A 20,940-nucleotide genomic window follows, 5' to 3' on the forward strand; every position below is an offset into this window, starting at 1 on the left:
ATTACTATTCATTTTTATCTTGTCGCATTTCATTCATTTTATTCATACAAGGCTTTCTGAGTGAATGGATTTCTTCAATTGTGAAATTATGATGACATTAGCTGAAGTCATCCCATCTGTTAATTAATGAACGCTAACGACCTCCTTATCGAACTCCGGAAGTTTGTCCTTTTAAAATCAGGTTTGAGAAATATCGACCCGGCTCATTGTAAAATTATTTCTGAGTATGTATATCAGGAAACCAAAAACTACGTAAGTGAAACGACGATCAAACGATTCTTTGGCTTTGCGAACACATTACATAAATTCTCGTTATTTACTTTAAATAGCTTGTCGCAGTATATAGGTTATAACGATTGGGACTCCTTTTGTAAGGATAAGAAAAACCAAACCACCTCTGTTCAAAGTATCTGGCAGGATTTAAAGCTAAAAGCACATGCCATTACAGAAGTATCGTTAATTGCTAAAAAAAATAACTCAGGTGTGCCATTTAATACTACCGCGAATAGAAGTTTTTTTTATCCTGACTTTGACTATTTCTTGAAAAACAATTACCAGTTTACAACCGTAAGTGCCCAACCGGGTCAGGGGAAATCGATACTACTTGCACACATGGTAGAGCATTTTTTCTTTTCAGAAAATGCCCTTTATAAAAACGATATTGTCTTACTAATTAACTCTGCGAGCCTTAATACCATTATTCAAAATGGAGGTAATTTAAAAGAGTGGTTTTTAAAAGAATTTAAATTTGGAAACCTTAGCGAATTAATCAGTTTTTTTAAAAAAAATCCTGAAAAGAGGGAAGGCCGTTTTATTATTATTGTTGACGGTATTGATGGACATTTAGCCAGAAGTCATCATTTTAAAGCATTTATAGACTTCTTATATAGCATAGAAGAAAATAATTTTGTTAAGCTCATATTTGGATTGCGAACTGATAGCTGGATTAATCTTCAGCCTGCTATTTATGGTTCTGCATCTTTAACTAAGGCCTGGTATATGGGCTTATTTTATGATGAAGACACCCTAAGTAATGTACCATCGTTAAATGTTGAGGAAGTACTCTACACCTTAAGCCAAATAGAAAATAGGATTATCAACCGGGCAGACGTAAGTTTGCCTCTGTTAAACCAGTTTAAAACACCATTCTGGTTACAGGTGTATTTTAAACTCAAAGATGAGCAACAGCACCTTGAGCTGAATAACCCCTTGTTATGTTATGAATTAATTAGTTATTTTTTAGAGAGGCGCGTATTTATGGCAAAAAAAAGCACCGAAAAAATATTTCTCCTCAAAAAAATAAGCGATTCCATTTCAGAAGGAAATAAGAAATTAAGGGTTTCTAAAGAAGAAATTCTGAGCTACATCAATTGTTATCCCGATGCATACGAAGAACTTTTAAATGCTGGCATTATCATCGAGGAAAAAAGGTTAAGCACAACCATTCCTACAGAAATTGTCCGCTTTTTAAACGACGATATTTATACCTATTTCCTATTTATACAGATTACCGATAAATTTGAATATAAACCAGGTAAACCATTTTTCGAACACATCTTAAACAGTTTCCCTGGTCAAAATTCCCAAAGAGATCATATCCTTAACTGGTCGATCAGATTCGCTATCAACCGTAACGAAATTGCTGCTTTAAAGAACATCTTTAAACTGCCATTTTCTAACCGTGAAAAAAACAGTGCTTTTGATTTTATTTGCTCTGTATCGAAATACGAACTCAGCAAACCCAATTCTACCTTTAATAAGTTGAGCATTGGTACCGATTTTATCGACCTTATGACTACAGGGCGAACCATGGGCAACCTGTATAAAGAAACCATCAAAAACATCTCGGAAAATGTACTGAATGAAGACATTCAGATTATGCTGCATGTAATAGAATGCAACATTAATCTTATTGATGTAGATAAAGTTGCTTTAGCCAATACCATGCAGCTGTTAAAGAGAAATTATAAAAGATTAAATGAACTGTTTCCGATTAATCCTTACGATTTAATCCTTTATTTTTATAATAACCTGATTAATAAACCTAAAGAGAGCAAAAGCCTCGAAGATAAAATTGTAAAACTTTGCCAGGAGATAGATCAAAGTAAACCACGGAGAAATGAAGAGATCACCTCTGCCGAAATACTCTCCTACAGATTGGTATTGAATGCCTTATTTTCTCAGAAAAATTACGCAGGATGCCACCGTTTTGTTATGGCCATATTGAGTAAATACCCCAATATTTTTTACGTAAGATATTCGGTATTTTCTCCTTTTTTATTGCTTCATTTAGGGCAAACTTACATCAAGCTCAACTATTTTAAAAAAGCGCAGCGCATTATGCAATTCGTAGATAAAATCATCAGTAGCGATTATACCTATTACACTAACTTTATATTGGCCAGCTTTAATGTTTTTAAAGCCAGCTTTTATAATGCCACACATCATTACGAACAAGCACTTATTGAAACAAATATCGGCTTGAGTATTACCCGAAAGAATAATTTTAAGATGTTAGAAATAACCTTACTATTAAGTAAGATCGATACCCTAAAACATACCGAAGAATCGGAAGAGGTATCAAGTGTTATTAAAGAACTCCTGAACTTTTTAGCTACGCATAAACTCTCCATGCCTGATTATTCTAACCTAAGCAGTCATGAGTTCGATCATACCTTTAAGATTTTAAAATCTTACCGCAGGCACCAAAACCAATAAAAGGCTTTCTCCTCCAAAAACTATAAGTCTCTTTATTCCTAATTAAAAACTTTTTACGGTTTGGAGCGCAAGGCCTGTACAAAACACTAAATTTCTTCCCGTTTTTCGCGTTTACGCTTCGCTTCCTCGTACCTCGTTGCTGCAGGGTAAATGCTTCAACCGGGGCTAATGGGGCTAAGACAGTTTTTCATTTTTGAGGCTTTAGGGTGTACAAACCCTTGTGCCTAAACCCGACAGCAGCGAAAATACTTTTTGTTGCAGCAACCCTGAATCTGCTGTTATACTGAGGTACGAAGCATCTGTAACCTATGAACAGATGATTCGTACCTCAGCATAACAGTGGCACAAAAAGATTGAAGTGAATGGTGGGACTGCAAAATGCCAGGAACTGCTGCACCTTCATTTCCTGACCATAAAAACATGATTATTCTAATAGGTTCTTCATTAATTATTGTTATCTTATTTAATCAAATTATAAAGTTCATCCAGTTTTGGAGAAAGCACGATCTCTATCCTTCTGTTTTTGCTTCTTCCATCTGCATTTGCATTTGTACCCAAGGGTTGAAATTCACCTTTACCAGTAGCCGTCATCCTTACACTTTCTACTTTTTCGTTCTCTGTTAAATAACGTACAACAGAAGTAGCCCTCAACACACTTAAATCCCAGTTGTCTTTAATCTGCCCCAGATTATTTATTTTCTGATTATCGGTATGTCCCTCAACTGCAATGTTAATTTCAGGCTGCTGTTTTAATACATTGGCCAATTGCGTTAATGCCTGTTTACCTTTTTCATCAATGATGATACTTCCTGAAGGGAATAAAAGTTTATCGGTTAGCGAAACATATACCTTCCCATTTTTAATTTCAACAGTTAAACCGCTTTTGGTAAAACCCAATAGAGCCTGCTGTAGTTTCTCTTTGAGTGAGTTGGTGGCTTCATCACGTTTACGCAGCACCTCTTCCACTTCTTTTAAACGTTTCTCGCGGGCAGCTAAATCACCCGATAGCTTGGTGATCTCATTTGAAGAATTATTTTTAAGTTTTTTATAGTTCGCATCAACAGTGTTGTAATTACTTTGCAAATCGCGAAGCTCTTCAGCCATTAATGTAGTGTCCTTTTTCAATTTTGCTACTTCTTTTTCAAGGTTTTCGATTTTAATTAAACCTTCATTAAATGCGGTATAAAGAGAGTCTTTGGTTCCCAACAAAGCTTTATACTTTTTTGGAGATAATACAACACAAGAAGTTAGGGAAGAAAGAAAGAGGAGAACGGCAAAGGCAAGAAAGGTATTTTTCATGTTTAAAGTTTCAAGAGTTTAGTATATGGTATTCAGTAGTAAGTATTTAGTAGCAAGTATCAAGAAGGTATTCTGTTTGATCATTGCTAATTGGTTATTTTTAATTAGTTATTGTTCTATTGCGTTTCGTAAAAATGCAACTAATGGCTGTACTGTTTTAAAAGAACTTATCAACTTATTAACGAGGTTCGGTTTTAAAAATTCTTCATCATCGATTTTTGTGGTGGCTTCGAAGCTTTTCAGCTTTAAAAATTCGATGTTTGGATCTGCAGGATCATAGCCTTTAGGTGCATTTTTAAGTGCATTATCGACACCTAGTTTAAAGTTTTTCTTAAAATCCTTGCCGTTGATAATTTCTTTAAAATCGCCAATATTATAATCAATCTCCTGTCTGATCAATTTTAAATGCGATGCTTCAGGCATCCAGTATCCACCGGCAATAAAGCTTTTTCCTGGCTGGATGTGCAGGTAATAACCCGGTTCGTTACCTCCTTTGCTTTTGGCCGAAAACCAGATACCAAAGTTATTTTTATAGGGATCTTTATTTTTGCTGAAACGCACATCGCGGTAAATGCGTAAGAGGCTTTTTTTAGGATCAGCATCTGCCGAAAGCAGTGGATCTACCTTGGCCAGCTCGGGAATTAATTTTGCTACAAGTTCGAGTACATCGGCTTTTGCAGCTTCATAAACATCTTTATTGGCAGCAAACCATTCGCGGTTGTTGTTTTCCGCAACATCTTTTATAAAGTTTAGGGTTTCTTTTTTTAACATTGCTAAAAATTGAAGATTATATTTAAAATGGCTGATCGTTCATGGTCAATAGGCTAAATGTCCATCAAATATTTTCAACAGTCAACATTTACCTAATGACTTCGGAATCCCGACCTCTGACTCCCTACTTACTTATCGTAATATGGCTTATACTTAATGTTCGGCGATAAAACATGGAGCAGTATAATTCTTGAATATCGATAGTTAAACGGGTACAGGATAAAACAGCCGGCAAAAATAACAATCAGATAAGGCCAGAAAGTTTCATCAGTAAGCGGACCAAAAACTAAATAGGTGAGAAAACTGGCAAAAAGCATTTCGATTACATTCATCGCATAACTTACATACATCGCTGCATAAAAGTAACCAGGTTCAATTTCTATGCGTTGTGCACAATGCCCGCAAATTTCTTTGGTATGCTGAATGTTCCAGCCGTACATACTGCCTGTAAAAATAGCTCCCCTGCGGCAATGCGGGCACTTACAATGTACAATAGCGTAAAGTTTTGAGGTAGTTTGCTCAGACATACTTTTAATTTAAATTAAAAGGTTCCTTTTTCATATTAAGATGGATATTCTTTTTACGATATTTTTTATACCAGACTACGCCAACAATAACAGCCATTAAATAGGGAATAGATAAAAGATACAATACGCCTGTATTTAAGCCTGCAGTTTGTGTATTCCCGTTTTTAACACCTTGTTCGGCATTAATGGTACACATGGAACATTGGGCATTAACATTGGGGCTTACCGCAAAGGTAAATACCAAAACAAACAGGATAAAAATTACTTTCTTATTCATCGTTTACAAATATAGGAATAAACGGATGGAGCGGTTTAAAAATTATGTCATAAAAAAACCTCACTTTTTTAGGGTGAGGTTTACTGGAGATTTATCTTATCCAAATAGCTTGTAAAGTGCACCATTAATTTAATGCAGAGTTTATATGAAATCTATTAAATTCTTTCTAAGTAAAATGCTAAATCAATTATAAACCTGAAACGATAATTTCTATAACAAATTTCCCTTTGTTCTTCCGATTTAAGTCTACGGTCTATGCTTAAATTAATTATTACTTGCGTAATCTATTAATACAACCTTACCATCAAAAATTGAATAATACTTCCCAGAACTATAATCATTCGGTAAAATATAATATGCGCTTTGCAATAAATTCTGAAATGCAGCATCGGAATAATATTTCTTATCAAGTGGATTGTAAAATATAGTGGTGGCATGGTAAGGAACAGAACCTGTTCCAATTATTGTTAAATCCGTAGTATAATAAATCACATCAGGTAAGGGAACAGGGATGGTTAATACAGCACTCTCACCAGGTTGTTCTGGTTCGGTTGATAAATCTTCAATCAATGTGAAGGGTTGTGGGCCAAATTCAATAGAATTCTTATCAGGAATACACCCACCTAGACAAAACCATTTTGGTGTGCATCTTTTACATATTTTATCATGGATATAACAGATTGGATGCCAAAATTTACATGCGCCAACGTAATTTCCACAGCAGCCGTGATCACTACCACTAGGCCACCAACCTCCTATGTTATCTATTAACTCTGGATGTAGGGCACGGTATGTATCTATTTCTTTTAAAAAATCTTTTAGTGTAAAAGTTGGCTGAAGTATATTATTAAGTACTTCTTGAAAGACGTATAATCCTTTATTATCTTCATTCATAGAAACAATATCTTGAGAAATAACTAATAATAAGGCTTCTTTATTAACGATAATATCTTCATTCAAAATAAAAGGAGAGAGACCGATTGTCGTACCTTCATAAACATCTTGCTCATATAAATGTGGTATTTGACTTGGTGCATCAAAAGGATTTCCATTGCTACTGAGCACCTTTTTAGGGAGCATATTATCAGCAAGATTTATGGGCAATCCAGATTCATTATTTAATAATCTCCTAACAAAGGATAAACTTAAATACAGTCCTTGAATTTTCGGACTTTTTATCTCATCGGGTGACAATGGCTTTATTATACTGGTAATCATTTCTTTAATAGCATTACAAATAGCCCTAACTTCTTCAGAATTGAGCTTATTGTATTCATCTTTTCTTGATTTCTCTTTAAGAATATTAGCTATGTTTTTATTAAAGCTATTTTTCCGAATATCAACATCAAATGTTTCATCTATCTGTTTACTATTAGCATTTTTTTCATAAATTTTTATTTTAAAATGTAATATACTGTCCGTTACATTAGCGTTGTAATCTATTGTGTGTGTTTTAGTGACAAAATCATTTTTACCATATTCATTCGCCGAATCTGAGGAAGTTTTTCTGCATGCGTTAATGCAAAAAAGTAATGTTAAAATCCCAAGAAAGGAAGACACAATTTTGATCATTTGAGGTTGTAAGATAATACGTTTTTTCATGTTGGTAGTTGTTATTTATATAGTTAAAAGATATAATCTGCATTTCTGCTTCCTCTTCCCAAAGTTGAATTTATTCAACTTAAAAAAATACCGTAAAGTAGCTTTTACTTTAGCTATTTAGTAATAAATAGGAAGACAAAAATTAGAAGTGATATGAGAATTGTTCCTATCAAAAAAAAGCTAGTTTGCTTAGCATTCACAAACTGCTTATATAAAGAAAGCAAGAATATAATTAATTGCAGAATTATTAATGGGATAGTAATTAGCTCGAATAATGCATTAACAATTGGTGAATTAAGCTTTTGAATTACACCATTAAAAGCAAGGAAAAAGTACAAACCATTGAATATGCTTATATAAAACAATGTCTTTGCTAAAAATATGTTCTTCATAAGTTATTTTTAAATTATATCAAAGACCTCACCCTAAAGGGTGAGGTCTTTCAGAGAGGTTAAGGTTAATTCGTGTTATTGCAAAATGCCAGAAAAAGTAAAATCTGGGTGTTCCACACTTATAAATTGCCCTAAAATGGCTCCATTTGCAGGATTAATAAAATAATCTAGTTTAAAATTATCCACATTTATTCTTTCTGCCAATATTGGATCTAAAGGCTTAGCCGCTTGATTATAAATAAAAGAAGAATTACTGTCAAAACCAGAGCCTATGGTAAATTTATATATACCATCATTTGTTTTTGTAAATGTGTATGGATATGTTAAATTAAGCGAACTTGCCCCGTATGGAGTATTCCAAACCAATACCATTGTATTAGCTGTAGAATTAAAGTTAAACCTCATATTACCCAATGTTACTGGTGTAGAACCAACAACAATATTTGTACTAGTTCTTTGATTAGCTAAAGCCCTCCTTGTAATAAAGTCGGAGTTCCATCCAGGATAAGTTATAGCGTTCGGAATAATTATAGATGAATAACTTACTCCTAACAAAAGATGCAATGGCAAAATAGGCGTAGTAGATGTAAGTATCTCAACTTTAGTACCAGTACTTGAAACCATAAAAAGTTTTTTGGCAACATTATCCCAACTTAAACCAGTAAATATAACATCGCCCTGTGTTATTGGCTTATTTAAGCGAGCACCAACATCCGAGAATGAAAACACACCCGAATTCGTAATAATTTCGCCTGCGTTTGTAGAAATCAGCGCAAAAGATCTTGATCTAACATCCGGGCTCATTGATACCTGTATTTTTTTAGTATTATCTTTTGGATCTAAGATGTAGGTAAACGGATTATCAGCTAAGAAAGTGCTAATGCCCTCAATATTGTCAGAAAATTTATCGCTGGTATAAAATGCTTTCTGATCTACTGTAGCTTTTACCAAAATAAGAGGTGCCTTACGTTTTTTACCAATCAATTTCAAGGTATCACCGACCTGCTCTCTAATTTCAAATTCAAAATCAGATCCATACCCTACTGAGTAATCTCCATCAAAAGAACCTGGATCTGGATCTTGTAATAAATGCAGCAGAGTGTAGGTATCAAAAATCAAAGAAGGAGCCAATACCTGTTTTACCCTATAGGTGCTTTCTATTGTTTCAAGGGCAACATCGCTGTTGTAGTCGGCCCGCATTACCACTCTATTGTTTTTATCGAATGACATATAAAAATTATAGCCGCCACCAACTAGGGTTGTTCCTAAATATGCCACCCAACCATTTGGGCTACTGGTTAGTTCATTTCTGTACTTTTCCAAATTTTCTGCAACTCTTTCTTCCGGCCGTTTTCCATCAATTAACTCTTGATCTTTTTTACAAGCCTGAATAATAAGTAATGCAAAAAAACCTATTATAAATATTTTTTTCATGTATAATCTTATTTAAAGTAAAACACTTTTATTTTACGTGAATGATATAAAATTCATCAAACATGCCATTTGTTAGTTTCTTATTATTGTACCATAAAAACCAAGCTGATTATTAGATGTATCAAAAAAACCGAGCGATACATCTTTCGAATTGGGAACAATGGTATCAACCCAGTTAAGCGCAAACGTTTTTGTAGTTAGATAATCTAATAATGGTTTAAATCGTGTTTGAAATGCGGTTCCATTAGAATATTGAGTTGCAGTACCTGGGGTTCCCAATGCATATTTTACCGTGTTTCCAGATACAGAAATTGTTCCTCTTAAATTATACCAAAACTCCACAGCAGTATTTGTTTTCACTTTAAGCACCATATCAGTTCTATTGGCTGCCCTGTTTACAAAACTGAGTTCAACAATATTCTGAATCGGGTAACCCCCTGCAGTAGTTAATGTATTGGTAGAATTAAATGCCGTAACATAAGCAGTTCCCTGGTTTGTTGCGGTTTTATCAATAAAAAATCCACCGTAAGAACCTGCGTTATAATTGCTGATAGGTGGAGTGATGACTACTGGCGCATAAGTTTCCATTGCTAACTTAACCTTTGCTTGTAAAGCCCTGAAATCGATACCAAAAGCAGACTTAAAATAATCAACAACCATCTGTTCTTTTTTGCGCAACTTGGCAATTGCTGTAGGATCAGTAGCGGTACTTACATAAGCATCGAATACATCTTGTCCCTCAACCAACAAAGTAGAGGTCATCTCAGCAAAATCTTCGTCCTTATTATTTCTAGAGTACCTGGTTATAAAGCCTAAAGATTTTGCGAGCGAAGCAGGATTACCAGCTCCAACCCAGGCAGAGCCGATATAGTTAGAAGAAATTGCTTCAAACGCTGGCGGAACTGGTATATTCTGGTTAAGAATATGGGTAAATTCATGGTGCATAGTATGAAATGCAGCTGGCCTGTCTAAAGTTCCTAAAACACTAAATCTATTATTTCTATCGTATTGATTCACCTCGTAAAGGTTAATCTGTCTTCCGGCATCTGCAGTTCCCAATGTAATCTGCTCATCAGAATATTCGCCTGTACCAAAGAGTGCAATTTCTTTAGGTAAAATAGGCAGAAGAAAGGCTTTATTTGTTACATCAAGATAGGGCTTTATAAATACAGCACTTACGCCTTCCATTATTGGCTGCACGTTTTCTTCCAATACTGGCGAAACTTCCTTATCAATACTGGCCTGGTACCGATCAAAACGGTACAAAACCTCTATATTATATGGATTTAAAAAGTTTACATCCAGCCATTTATCCAGTTCTCCCTTCGCGTAGGTATCTAAATTAGATTTTGTAATATCAACATTAAGTGCTTTCTCCTTTTTACATGACACCAATACTGTAGTTAACAGCGTAAGGCATAAAAAAATCTTTTTCATTTCTATATAATTTATCTAGGATTAAGAGTTAACCCTGCCTTAGTTGCAGGAATTGGTAATTGAAAAACCCTACGGGGATCATCAGCCTTAAGCTCAATTGTAGTAGTTGCACCATTTTCATCTAAAACGCTATGCTTAACCGTCAAATCATGGCGGATAATATCAAACCAGCGCAAACCCTCTGAAATAAACTCAGCTCTTTTAAGATCCAAAATAGTCTTGATTAAACCCGCTTTAGGGTCAGTAATGCCATAATAGGCAGAAATTTTCTCTAGGGTAATACCATGTGTTGATGAGTTGTAGTTTGTAATCCTTGTACTTAAGAAAGTATTGATATCCTGCAATGCTAAATCATACTGATTTTTTGAGGCATAAGCTTCTGCCCTGTTCATAATCAACTCATCAGAAGTTAATAGCGGAACCATAATATATGGCTGTCCAAAACCTGAACCAATTTTACTTTCAAAGAATAGTTCGGAAAACTTACAGCTGTCGTAATAAGGTTCAACATAAGGGGTTGGCTTATATGAATAATTACCTCCGGTAATATTTGGACCTAACAAAATAGTATTACTGATTACTTTTCCCAGACCATATCTGATATAAAAGTTCCTTCCCCAAATTGAATTAGCTTCTCCCATCAGCAAATTAGAATTTTGTGAAGATTGCGTAAATGCTGTTCTTAAAGCGGCCGCAATGTAAGGCAGATAAGTACTGTTCCATGGCCTCAACATTCCTTTAGCTTGCGCATTATCCAGCAATACTTTTCCACTATGTTCAATTACCTTATCGTAGTTACCTTTAAACAGATAGAACCTTGCAGCAAATGCATTGGCAGAATTGAGACTAAAGTGATATTTTTGTGCAGTTTTATAAACAGAATTATTGATAAGCGGTAAACCTTCAGTTAAATCGCGTTCTATTTTTGCATATACTTCTGCAACAGTACCTCTTTTGTATTGTGGGGAAACTTCAATTTCAGGATCGGTTACAAAAGGTACTCCAGGCGAATCGTTTGCCTGCCCCGGTTTATATACTTTAGCATACAAGCTTACCAACATAAAATGTGCATAAGCCCTCGCCATTAGTGCTTCGCCTTTGTATGGCAATAAATCAGTTTCACCAGGATGTTTATCTATATACTGTAGGGCAGTATTAGCTGCCGCAATAGCCAGATAAGTTTTATTCCAATAATCATCAGTTGAGCCGCTTATCTCCACTCCATTTTGGAAATCGCGCCAAAAATAGGCACTGGTCCACGCTAACTCTGTTGAAACCGGAGAATAATCTGTTCTTGGCCCTTTATCTTCAGCATTATCAGAAGAATTTTCTGTAAAAGAGAGGTATTCTGCCTTTGGATATGCAGAAACTAGCAATTGGGCAACCTTTTCTTTAGAATTTAACTGCGTCCTCAAATCTGGACTTGTTTCCAGAAATTTCTTGCAACTGGTTCCGGCAATAATCATTACGGCAGCCAGTGTATAATATTTTAATGTTTTCATTATTTGTTATTAACTAAAAACCAACTTTTAACGATAAAGTATATTGACGTGGAATTGGCAATGCAACTCCTCCTGAACCAAAAAACTCAGGATCTTGACCGTTCAACTTTTTATCTGAATATATTAACCAAACGTTATTACCTACAAAACCTACTGAAGCATTTGTTGCTCCTATAGCAGATGCCCATATTTTTGGCAACTGATAGAATAACATTACTTGTTTCAATCGCGCAAAACCACCATCTGCAACGCGAACGGTAGAGTAATTATAGGCATTGTAAGGTTTTTCGGTACCAGCGAAATTTCCAATAACAAACCGGTCAGCAATTGATGGCACATCTGTTAATAGCTCATCGCCTGGCTGTGTCCAGCGGTTTAAGAATTCTTTAGAAGTTGCGGTTAGATCGGTATAACGATCACTAAAATTAGGATTTAATCTTACAACATTACCTGCACTAAAAGTAACCAAAGCTGATAAGCTAAAATTTCCATAACTGAATTTATTTGAAAAACCACCGGTAATTTTAGGATCAACCTGGCCTTCGTACTTTAAATATTGTAAATTGTTACTCTGAAAATAAACTTCTGTAGCCTTCTTATTACCATTTTCATCAATAAATGTCGGCACGCCTGTATTATGATCTAAACCATCAAACACTATAGAGAATAATCCACTTTGCGGATAGCCTAATCTATAGCCACCGCTAGGTGTAACTAATCTAAAAATATTAGGTTCATAATCTAATCTGGTCACTTCACCTTTGTGGTAGCCAAAGTTTAAATTAGTACTCCATTTAAATTTATCCTGATTAATTACCCTTGCATTTAACGTAAATTCGATACCTTTTGATTTCATATCAGCATAATTGGCATCTTTTAATCCCTGACCACCAATACCTGCGGTTGGAAATTGACCAATTAAATCAAATCCATTACGTCTATACAAATCTATTGATAGCGATAAGCGATCTTTAAAAAAGCCCATATCGAAACCCAAGTTGGTATCATACGTTTTTTCCCAAGTCAACTGAGAGTTCTCTAAAGCATCAATATAGATTGATGATTCTTTATCAATATCGTCAGTTCTTCTCGTTGTTTGATTACGTAAAATTAAGCTTGAGTTTTTAGCATTGGCTGTACTTGCAGTTAAACCATAAGTTGCTCTGATCGTTGCTCTATTTAAAATACTTTGCTGTTTAAAGAAATCTTCTTCATGAATATTCCAGGCTCCTGATACGTTCCAGGTAGGCAACCATCTTGCAGTAGGAGACTCTCCCAATAGATTGGATCCATCATAACGGCCAGTTGCATTAAAACTATACTTTCCTTTGTAAGAATAAGCGGCCTTTAATGCGTATGAAAGGAAACGGTCATAATTTTTTCCCATTCCATAAGGGTATGAATTCGCTTCAATAGCCTGCTGATAGTAATCGGAATTAATAAATGGAACCCCGCCGTTATCGAACTGATAGCCGATACCATTACTAAAACGGTTCTGCCTATCGTTGGATCTCATTTCTACCACACCTAAAACATTGAATAAGTGATCTTCATTGAATACTTTATCATATTCCAAATCGTGACGCATGAAATAATTTACTAAACCGTTAGAAGTCACATTATAAAAACCTCCTTCAGGTAATACTATGCTTGGTAAAGATCCCGGCTTCGAAGGGTCTCTGTACAAGAACCTGTTATTTTCTATCACATTACTATTACCATAAGCACGGTAGGCGTTCGCCGCGTTTGAGTATTCAGTAATGCTATGCTCCTGATCAGATTTAACATAACGATATGCACCAGTAAATGAATATTTAAGGCCGTCGATAATTTTATACTTTACACCGCCCTGAATTTTCAGATCGATTAATGTGGTTTTAATACTATTGTTTTCTAATTCCTGCAGGATGTTAAATGGTGCATAATTTTGAACAAAATACTCTCTGTTTCCATTCACATCATATGGCGTAAGCGTTCTACTGGTTCTTAAGGCATAATTAAAAGGATTAATATCGAAATCACGGTCTACCTGACCTAATACTTCATTATTTTCCTGATTGTTAGTACCTGGACTACGTTGATCACGGATTGATCCCTGAGATAGGATTTCGATCTGAAGACGGTCTGTTATATCAAAATTCCCCCTTAACATGCCGGTAAATCTTTTTACACCGTCACCAACTGTCCAGCCATTATCATTTAAAAAACTGGTAGAGGCATAAAATTTAGATTTGTTCGTTCCTGCCATGATGCTTACAGAATGATCCTGCATTAACGAGTTGCGGAACAATACATCAAACCAATCGGTATTTGCATTGGCATATCTATTTAAAAACTGAAGACGACTTGGGGCATCATTTCTCAAAGCGAACTGATCCGTTGCAGGATTATAATCATACATCGAATCATACATTTTACGGTATACTCCACCGCTTGCAGCTTTTGATACATCCGAATGTCTAAGCCATCCCTTATTTTCCATATCTAAATAAACCTGCATCTGATCTGCAGAATTCATAATATCGAACTGGTTATAATTCGGTTTTAAATAGGTGGTAAAGTTACCTGAGTAAGATACTATTGGTTTACCTTCTGTGTTTTTACCCTTTTTTGTAGTTACAACAACAACACCATTCATTGCTCTTGCGCCATACATAGCTGTAGCTGCTGCATCTCTTAAAATTTCAAAGCTCTCAATATCATCTGAGTTTAATCCGGCAACTGATGATCCGATCAACGTTGAAGCATCACCACTTGATAATTGCTCGTTTGATACATTCACTAAATCTTCAAGCATGATACCATCTACTACCCAAAGAGGCTTGTTATCTCCATTTAATGAAGATGCTCCACGGATACGGATTTTTGGTGCAGCACCAAATGTACCTGATACGTTTTGTACTGATACACCGGCTACCTGCCCTTCAAGCATGCGACTAATATCCTGTACACCATTTCTTTGCACATCTACGGCCTTTAACTTAGTTGAAGATCCGGTAAAGAGTTTCTTATTCAGTTCCTGATAACCTGTAGATACTACGTTTACCTCTTTTAACTGGGCTGCATCTTCTTCTAAAGTAACATTGATTACTGTTTTACTTCCTACCTCTACTTCAAGTGTTTTGTAGCCAACATAGCTAAAAACCAAGGTAGCACCTTCTTTAACCGAAATAGCAAAATCTCCGTTACCGCTGGTAGATACCGCATTGGCTACCCCTTTTTCCTTTACACTCACTCCAGGCAGTGCGGCTCCGTTTTTATCCCTCACTCTTCCGGTTACCTTTACAGCAACAAAATAGCTCAAAACCTTATCAAATACTGATTTTTCTTTTACAGTAATCAGAACCGTTCTATCCTCAATAGCATAGCTAAGGTCTCTGCCAGAAACAATTTTGTTCATTACCTCTTCAACCGTTAAGCTGTTAAAGTCAACATTTAAAGTGGTTGAGGTTTTAATTTTATTGGTTGATAAAAGAACATCATAACCAGATTGTTTTCTGATCTCTTTAAAAACCTTTTCTAAGGTTACATTTTTTTCTTTTAATGTAACCAGCTGGCCAAATGAAGCTGCACTTACCTGCATTAAAGAGGCAAGCAGTATGACCGTAACTAACTTCATAATTAATAGCAATTTAGGTATGTAGCGTCGATGCGTACATAAAATTTCAATATAAATTTTGTACATTTAATAGTCTGTTTTTTTTTGCGAAGCGCAATGAAGTTTGGACGCCAAAAAGCGTTTCGCGGGTTATCCAAGAAATAATTGATTTTTAATCGATTCCGGTTACGGAATAGCTAAACAGATAATAAAGGGGGTGTTTTAAGCACTCCTTTTATTATTCATTTATCTTTGAATCGTCAGGAGGCTTGTTGAGGTCTATTCATAGTTTGCATGGGTTAGGTTAAGGTTGATTAAGTTGTTTATTTTTAGAGATAAAGGTTAGTTATGCCTTCATCTGTTATCATTTATTCCTTGTGAACAATTAATTTATTGCCTTTAATATCAAAATGCACCTCCCCTGTTTGTTCAAACTTGGTCAGTACTTTTGATATTTTTTCGAAACGGCTTACCGTTCCGTAATACATTACATCTTTTGCAGCAGGATCGGCATATTCTATTTCTACATTATACCAACGGGCAACTTTACGTAAAATGCTTTCCTGCCTTTCGTTATTAAACATAAAATAGCCCTTTTTCCACGCTATTGCTTCTTCAACATCGACTTCTTTTATGGCAATACCCGAAACAGATACCAGGGATTGTTCTCCGGGTTTAAGTACTTCGCTCTCATTGGTGCTTTTGTGAGAAACACGTACACTTCCTTCTAACAGAGTAGTTTTAGTTACCTTTTCATCTTTATAGCTATTGATGTTAAAGTGTGTTCCCAATACCTCAACAGCTTGTTTATCCGTTTCTACAATAAAAGGATGTGCTGCATTTTTAGCGACTTCAAAATAAGCTTCACCGTCTAGTTTAACTACACGCTGTTTTGCGGTTCCAATATTTAGTGAGTACTGAACTGAAGAAGCTGCATTTAGCCAAACCGTAGAACCATCAGGTAACTGGATTTTCCACTCGCCGCCATTTGGGGTAGAGATAGTATTTAATCTGGTATCATTTACATTTTCAGATCCGGCAACATTATATACCAACTGGCCATCGGCAGTTTTAGTGATAGAGAAACCGGCTTCTTTGGCTATATCGCCTTTCATCGCATCTGAAAGTGAAATTTTCCTTCCATCAGCCAGGGTAAGAATAGCTTTATTTTTTCCGGGCGCTATATCAGTAGCAAAAACATGCTCTTTCTTTTTTTGCAGAGAGAGGTAAGCGGTTAAAGAAAATGCAATAAAAACAACAGCAGCGGCAGCCCATTTTAAACTATTCATTAAAATTCGCTTAGGCGACCGGGTTGGCTTGTCTATTGTCAGAATTTTATTGAGAACAGGATTCCATTTCCCCTCATCAACATTAACTACATTCGCTTCTTCTGCGATAATCATTTTCACGATTTCGTCAGAAAGTAGTGATGTGCTGTTTTCGGCCAAAACTAAAAGTTCGTCCTTTTCGGACTGACTTAAGGTCTTAGCTGTAAACTGTTGTAATAGATAATGTATACGTTCCATAAAGATTCTGATACTAAGAAGCAGCAAAAGAAAATTAGGACTATCGGAATATTAATTTTTTCTATTTTATTCTCAAAAAGAAAAAAACAATTGGGAAAAACAACACAATTCCGTGTTGATCAAGGTGTATACGTATGGATTTTAAGGCAATTACAAGGGCGTTTTTAACTGTATTAGGAGAAATATTAAGTATTTCTGCGATTTCAGGTATAGTTTTGCCATCTCGCCTACTCAATTGATATATATTTCTCCGCTGATCGGGTAATTTATCTACCGCTATAGCAATAATTTTCGTTACCTCATTTAAATTAATAGTTTCTACAGTATTATTATGACTATTTTGTTGTTTAGCAGTAAATGCATCAACAACCTTATCTTCTTTTAATTTTTTACGCAGGTAGCTTAAACATTCGTTAGAAACATATTTATATAGATAGGCCTTCACATTATCTACTTCTGCTAATTTATCGCGATTTAGCCAGACTCTTAAAAATGCATCCTGAATAATTTCTTCGGCAGCATCATCAGACTTGGTGAACTTAGTAGCAAAAATGTGGAGTACAGGAAGATATTTAAAGAATAAAACAGAAAAGGCCTGCTCATCTCCCTCTACGATTTTTTCTATAAGCTTACGTTCATCTTCTATCCTTCCTTGCGCCATAAATTAGTCGATTGGTATATTCATATACAAAGTATATGAATCCCTTTGTGTGATATAATATACATAAAAGTGAAAAAAAAAATGGGTTAAAGCAAATATCTTGTGCAAGCAAAATTCCTATAACCAAAAAAACCTTACGTTTTTAAGTAAGGCTTTTCAAATTTTTCATTATTAATATATCTTTAGTATTGATAATATGGCGAAATCATCAAATAAACCACCACACCAGTTATAGCAACATACAGCCACAACGGAAATGTGATCCGTGCAATTTTTCTGTGACGATCAAAACGCTCGGCTAAAGCCCTCACGTAGGTAATCAAAACCAGGGGAATAATCGCAATTGACAATAAGATATGTGTTAATAGAATAAAGAAGTAAGCATATTTTATTGCACCATCCCCTCCAAACTTAGTAGAAGGTGTAGTCATATGGTATGCGATATACATTACTAAAAACAATAAAGAGCAACCTATGGCTGTTTTCATTAAATTTTGGTGCAATTGTATCTTTCCATTTTTTATTGCCCAAACCGCAATTACCAATAGTATGGCTGTGATCCCATTTATGGTAGCGTATATTGGTGGCAAAAAAGGCAAGGTCGGTGCATCAATACCCAAATCTTTTAACTTTACCACAAATAAAAAGGCTACAGCTACAGGTATAAGGATAGAAAGAATAATGATCCACTTGTTATATTTTTTCTCAATAGGGCTATTTTCCATGAGTTTTTAAATCTCTTTTATATTAAATTATTTTGTATCGACTTCTGACTCCAAACGCTAACCGATAAACAAACTACCTACCATCTTTAACGTTCCTTAGATATTCAGCAATAAGTACTTTTATTTCATCCTCCAACTTGGCATTTGCTTCAGCGCTATCTGCATCATAAATACCCCGTATACGGTGTAAATTATCAATCAGTACTATCTTATTGCTAAATATAAAGCTGTTCTTTCCATTGGACTCATTTGCTATTACATCAAGCAACAGGCCTTGCCTGATCAGTGGATAGGTTTGCGCAGTATCGCCAGCTAAAAAGTCCCATTTACCTTCTTTTGCTTTAAAATTAGCTGCAAAATTTTTGATTAAATCTGTATCAGCCGGATCAACAGATAGGCTTACAAATTTAACCAGGGGCTTCTGTTCATAGCCGTCGGATAGTTGTTTGATGTATTTGCTTGCCTGCTGTTTCTTCGCTCCGGTATGAAATAAGTTTAAGACCACAATCTTGTTTTCAAACGATTTCCAGCTAACCGTGTCGCTATGCTGGTTTACGAGTTTAAAATCAGGAACCTGATGGTAAATGGTATCGGGTATCTTCTTGCCCTTTACAGTATGAAAAGTTGCGGCAACAACCTTTTCTCCAAAGATGGGTAAACTCTTATACCTGTTTTTTGCAAAGTGCGGCAATAAGTAAAAAAACAAAAATCCCGGTATAGCTAAAATGCTTACCAGGATTATTACCTTTTTTATAGGGTTTCTTTTCATTAATGGTTCATCATGTGGATGTTTAAAAACCCACCTTCTATCAGCATTAAAACAATAAAGTAAATAATAAAAATGAACGATACTGTTAAGGCTAACTGTAAGCCCAGTTTCTCATACTTTAAGTGCATGAAATAAGCTACAATATAAAATGCTTTCAACAAAGTTAAACCGATATAAATATAATTACCTACATGCTGGGTCATATATCCTTTAGGAATGAATACCAACGCAATGATAAATTCAATTACCGTAATTAATAAAAGGATTCCGAATACTTTCCAGATTTTACCTTTTGATAAACCTGCGTGCTCTTCGTGTCCGTGTTCTTCTGTTGTATGTGTGTGCTCTGACATAGAAATATTTTTATAATATGATAAATTAAACCAAATAGAAGAATGTAAATACGAACACCCAAACTAAATCTACGAAGTGCCAGTATAAACCAACTTTCTCTACCATTAAATAGTGGCCTCTTCTTTCGAAAGTTCCGTTTATCGTCATGATTAAGATAATAATGTTGATTACAACACCGCTAAATACGTGGAAACCGTGGAAACCGGTAATGGTGAAAAATAAGTTTGCAAATTGTTGCGCAGCTACTAAAGAAACATCTTCAGGCTTAAGGAAAAAGTGTTTTAACTCTTCAGCAGAAGGAATATGTCCCCACCAAAAACCATCGTGGTGTAAGTGAGTCCACTCAATTGCCTGACAGCCTAAGAACATGAAACCACCAATAATGGTTGCAATCATCCAGCCGATAACTTCCTTTTTAGCACGTCTGTGACCTGCCTCTACCGCTAAAACCATCGTTACCGAGCTCATGATTAAGATAAAAGTCATGATACCAACGAAAACCAATGGTGCACCGTGTTCGGCAATACCTGGAATAGATTGGAAAACTTTATCTGGAGCTGGCCATGTTAATTTAGAAAAACGCTGAGCGCCGTAGTAGATCAATAATGATGAAAAGGTAAAAGCATCTGATAAGAGGAAAAACCACATCATGATTTTACCATATTCTACCGACCACGGAGAACGACCACCATTCCATGGTCCGGTTTTAACTTGATCTAATTGTGATACTGCATTCATTTGGAAATAGTATAATAGTTTGTTAACAAATTTAACGGTTCAAAAGTAAAAAAACATACAGATATATCCATAATATATCTATAAAATGCCAAAAAATAGAAGCAATTTCCATTCTATACTGGACTTTCGCAATAGGCAGGCTTTTGTAGCTACCTGCTAAAGCATTAATAATAAGGCCAACACCGCCAATAATGTGTAATAAGTGCATGCCAGATACTACATAAATAAATGATATAGCTGCGTTATTTCCTACCAGGGTTGCTCCGGTTCTTACCATACTTCCCCAGGCATTAAACTGCATTACACCAAACGCAATAGCTAATATTACGGTGATCCACAGCATATTGCGCTGTAAGCTAAAGTTCAGTTTCTTTAAAGCCTTTGATGCCAACACCAAGGTGATACTACTGGCAATAATTACCAAACTAGAATAAATAAAAGCATCAGGCAACACTAAACCGTGTCCCTTTCCTTTTGAAGCAGCAAATACCAGATAATAACTGGTAAAGCCTCCAAACATGATTGTTGATGATACGACAAATAACCAAACAATAAATTTCCTTGGTTTAGGGTCAAACGTATCCTGCATCTTTTCCATTGTTAGCACCAT

The 20,940-nt window shown here is 35.4% G+C and carries 17 protein-coding genes; 1 reads left to right on the forward strand and 16 read right to left on the reverse strand.

The features are described 5' to 3' along the window. Nucleotides 1-126: 126 nt before the first annotated feature. The gene (locus BCL90_RS10785) at nucleotides 127-2,718 is read left to right on the forward strand and encodes an NACHT domain-containing protein (protein ID WP_121283979.1); all 2,592 of its coding nucleotides are present in this window, start codon (nucleotides 127-129) and stop codon (nucleotides 2,716-2,718) included. A gap of 459 nt (nucleotides 2,719-3,177) precedes the next feature. On the opposite strand, the gene BCL90_RS10790 is transcribed toward BCL90_RS10785, so the two are convergent. The 16 genes from BCL90_RS10790 to BCL90_RS10870 all read right to left on the reverse strand — a co-directional run bounded on the left by BCL90_RS10790 (nucleotide 3,178) and on the right by BCL90_RS10870 (nucleotide 20,928). Beyond that, a complete protein-coding gene (locus BCL90_RS10790; protein ID WP_121283980.1) occupies nucleotides 3,178-4,017 on the reverse strand; it encodes an OmpA/MotB family protein in 840 nt (279 codons plus the stop codon). A gap of 108 nt (nucleotides 4,018-4,125) precedes the next feature. Continuing rightward, nucleotides 4,126-4,788, reverse strand: coding sequence for a DUF2461 domain-containing protein (locus tag BCL90_RS10795; RefSeq protein WP_121283981.1), 663 nt, complete (start codon nucleotides 4,786-4,788; stop codon nucleotides 4,126-4,128). Nucleotides 4,789-4,916: 128 nt separating this feature from the next. Then, on the reverse strand, nucleotides 4,917-5,315 hold the full coding sequence (locus BCL90_RS10800; RefSeq protein WP_121283982.1) for a DUF983 domain-containing protein: 399 nt from the start codon (nucleotides 5,313-5,315) through the stop codon (nucleotides 4,917-4,919). Between the two features lie 4 nt (nucleotides 5,316-5,319). Further along, nucleotides 5,320-5,592 (reverse strand): hypothetical protein, encoded by a 273-nt coding sequence (locus BCL90_RS10805; protein WP_121283983.1) that lies wholly within the window; start codon nucleotides 5,590-5,592, stop codon nucleotides 5,320-5,322. A gap of 264 nt (nucleotides 5,593-5,856) precedes the next feature. Beyond that, nucleotides 5,857-7,194, reverse strand: a complete 1,338-nt coding sequence (locus tag BCL90_RS10810; RefSeq protein ID WP_121283984.1) for a hypothetical protein — start codon at nucleotides 7,192-7,194, stop codon at nucleotides 5,857-5,859. 467 nt (nucleotides 7,195-7,661) lie between these two features. Next, a complete protein-coding gene (locus BCL90_RS10820) occupies nucleotides 7,662-9,020 on the reverse strand; it encodes a DUF4302 domain-containing protein (RefSeq protein ID WP_121283986.1) in 1,359 nt (452 codons plus the stop codon). A gap of 72 nt (nucleotides 9,021-9,092) precedes the next feature. Continuing rightward, nucleotides 9,093-10,457 carry a substrate import-associated zinc metallohydrolase lipoprotein gene (locus BCL90_RS10825; RefSeq protein WP_121283987.1) on the reverse strand — a complete coding sequence of 455 codons (1,365 nt, stop codon included), beginning with the start codon at nucleotides 10,455-10,457 and terminating at the stop codon, nucleotides 9,093-9,095. Nucleotides 10,458-10,468: 11 nt separating this feature from the next. Continuing rightward, nucleotides 10,469-11,959, reverse strand: a complete 1,491-nt coding sequence (locus BCL90_RS10830; RefSeq protein ID WP_121283988.1) for a RagB/SusD family nutrient uptake outer membrane protein — start codon at nucleotides 11,957-11,959, stop codon at nucleotides 10,469-10,471. A 13-nt stretch (nucleotides 11,960-11,972) separates the two neighbouring features. Beyond that, a complete protein-coding gene (locus BCL90_RS10835; RefSeq protein WP_121283989.1) occupies nucleotides 11,973-15,578 on the reverse strand; it encodes a SusC/RagA family TonB-linked outer membrane protein in 3,606 nt (1,201 codons plus the stop codon). 347 nt (nucleotides 15,579-15,925) lie between these two features. Continuing rightward, complete coding sequence (locus tag BCL90_RS10840; protein WP_121283990.1) at nucleotides 15,926-17,083, reverse strand: FecR family protein; 1,158 nt, start codon at nucleotides 17,081-17,083, stop codon at nucleotides 15,926-15,928. Nucleotides 17,084-17,144: 61 nt separating this feature from the next. Continuing rightward, the gene (locus BCL90_RS10845; RefSeq protein WP_121283991.1) at nucleotides 17,145-17,744 is read right to left on the reverse strand and encodes an RNA polymerase sigma-70 factor; all 600 of its coding nucleotides are present in this window, start codon (nucleotides 17,742-17,744) and stop codon (nucleotides 17,145-17,147) included. A 182-nt stretch (nucleotides 17,745-17,926) separates the two neighbouring features. Further along, nucleotides 17,927-18,469, reverse strand: a complete 543-nt coding sequence (locus BCL90_RS10850; protein ID WP_121283992.1) for a DUF420 domain-containing protein — start codon at nucleotides 18,467-18,469, stop codon at nucleotides 17,927-17,929. 73 nt (nucleotides 18,470-18,542) lie between these two features. After that, nucleotides 18,543-19,238 (reverse strand): SCO family protein, encoded by a 696-nt coding sequence (locus BCL90_RS10855; protein ID WP_121283993.1) that lies wholly within the window; start codon nucleotides 19,236-19,238, stop codon nucleotides 18,543-18,545. Continuing rightward, the gene (locus tag BCL90_RS10860; protein WP_121283994.1) at nucleotides 19,238-19,591 is read right to left on the reverse strand and encodes a cytochrome C oxidase subunit IV family protein; all 354 of its coding nucleotides are present in this window, start codon (nucleotides 19,589-19,591) and stop codon (nucleotides 19,238-19,240) included. The genes BCL90_RS10855 and BCL90_RS10860 overlap by 1 nt, the downstream gene beginning before the upstream one ends. A gap of 25 nt (nucleotides 19,592-19,616) precedes the next feature. Further along, a complete protein-coding gene (locus BCL90_RS10865) occupies nucleotides 19,617-20,330 on the reverse strand; it encodes a cytochrome c oxidase subunit 3 (RefSeq protein ID WP_121283995.1) in 714 nt (237 codons plus the stop codon). A 31-nt stretch (nucleotides 20,331-20,361) separates the two neighbouring features. Beyond that, the gene (locus tag BCL90_RS10870) at nucleotides 20,362-20,928 is read right to left on the reverse strand and encodes a cytochrome c oxidase subunit 3 (protein WP_121283996.1); all 567 of its coding nucleotides are present in this window, start codon (nucleotides 20,926-20,928) and stop codon (nucleotides 20,362-20,364) included. Between the last annotated feature and the right edge of the window lie 12 nt (nucleotides 20,929-20,940).

This window comes from Pedobacter alluvionis, from assembly GCF_003664035.1.
In the GTDB taxonomy this organism is placed as follows: Bacteria; Bacteroidota; Bacteroidia; order Sphingobacteriales; family Sphingobacteriaceae; genus Pedobacter; species Pedobacter alluvionis.

What these genes read in the sequence shown, in the direction of transcription:
- BCL90_RS10825 (WP_121283987.1), bottom strand. Translation starts at nt 10,457, where the DNA reads ATGAAAAAGATTTTTTTATGCCTTACGCTGTTAACTACAGTATTGGTG.
- BCL90_RS10865 (WP_121283995.1), bottom strand. Translation starts at nt 20,330, where the DNA reads ATGAATGCAGTATCACAATTAGATCAAGTTAAAACCGGACCATGGAAT.
- BCL90_RS10840 (WP_121283990.1), bottom strand. Translation starts at nt 17,083, where the DNA reads ATGGAACGTATACATTATCTATTACAACAGTTTACAGCTAAGACCTTA.
- BCL90_RS10820 (WP_121283986.1), bottom strand. Translation starts at nt 9,020, where the DNA reads ATGAAAAAAATATTTATAATAGGTTTTTTTGCATTACTTATTATTCAG.
- BCL90_RS10835 (WP_121283989.1), bottom strand. Translation starts at nt 15,578, where the DNA reads ATGAAGTTAGTTACGGTCATACTGCTTGCCTCTTTAATGCAGGTAAGT.
- BCL90_RS10850 (WP_121283992.1), bottom strand. Translation starts at nt 18,469, where the DNA reads ATGGAAAATAGCCCTATTGAGAAAAAATATAACAAGTGGATCATTATT.
- BCL90_RS10860 (WP_121283994.1), bottom strand. Translation starts at nt 19,591, where the DNA reads ATGTCAGAGCACACACATACAACAGAAGAACACGGACACGAAGAGCAC.
- BCL90_RS10795 (WP_121283981.1), bottom strand. Translation starts at nt 4,788, where the DNA reads ATGTTAAAAAAAGAAACCCTAAACTTTATAAAAGATGTTGCGGAAAAC.
- BCL90_RS10810 (WP_121283984.1), bottom strand. Translation starts at nt 7,194, where the DNA reads ATGAAAAAACGTATTATCTTACAACCTCAAATGATCAAAATTGTGTCT.
- BCL90_RS10870 (WP_121283996.1), bottom strand. Translation starts at nt 20,928, where the DNA reads ATGGAAAAGATGCAGGATACGTTTGACCCTAAACCAAGGAAATTTATT.
- BCL90_RS10805 (WP_121283983.1), bottom strand. Translation starts at nt 5,592, where the DNA reads ATGAATAAGAAAGTAATTTTTATCCTGTTTGTTTTGGTATTTACCTTT.
- BCL90_RS10855 (WP_121283993.1), bottom strand. Translation starts at nt 19,238, where the DNA reads ATGAAAAGAAACCCTATAAAAAAGGTAATAATCCTGGTAAGCATTTTA.
- BCL90_RS10790 (WP_121283980.1), bottom strand. Translation starts at nt 4,017, where the DNA reads ATGAAAAATACCTTTCTTGCCTTTGCCGTTCTCCTCTTTCTTTCTTCC.
- BCL90_RS10845 (WP_121283991.1), bottom strand. Translation starts at nt 17,744, where the DNA reads ATGGCGCAAGGAAGGATAGAAGATGAACGTAAGCTTATAGAAAAAATC.
- BCL90_RS10800 (WP_121283982.1), bottom strand. Translation starts at nt 5,315, where the DNA reads ATGTCTGAGCAAACTACCTCAAAACTTTACGCTATTGTACATTGTAAG.
- BCL90_RS10785 (WP_121283979.1), top strand. Translation starts at nt 127, where the DNA reads ATGAACGCTAACGACCTCCTTATCGAACTCCGGAAGTTTGTCCTTTTA.
- BCL90_RS10830 (WP_121283988.1), bottom strand. Translation starts at nt 11,959, where the DNA reads ATGAAAACATTAAAATATTATACACTGGCTGCCGTAATGATTATTGCC.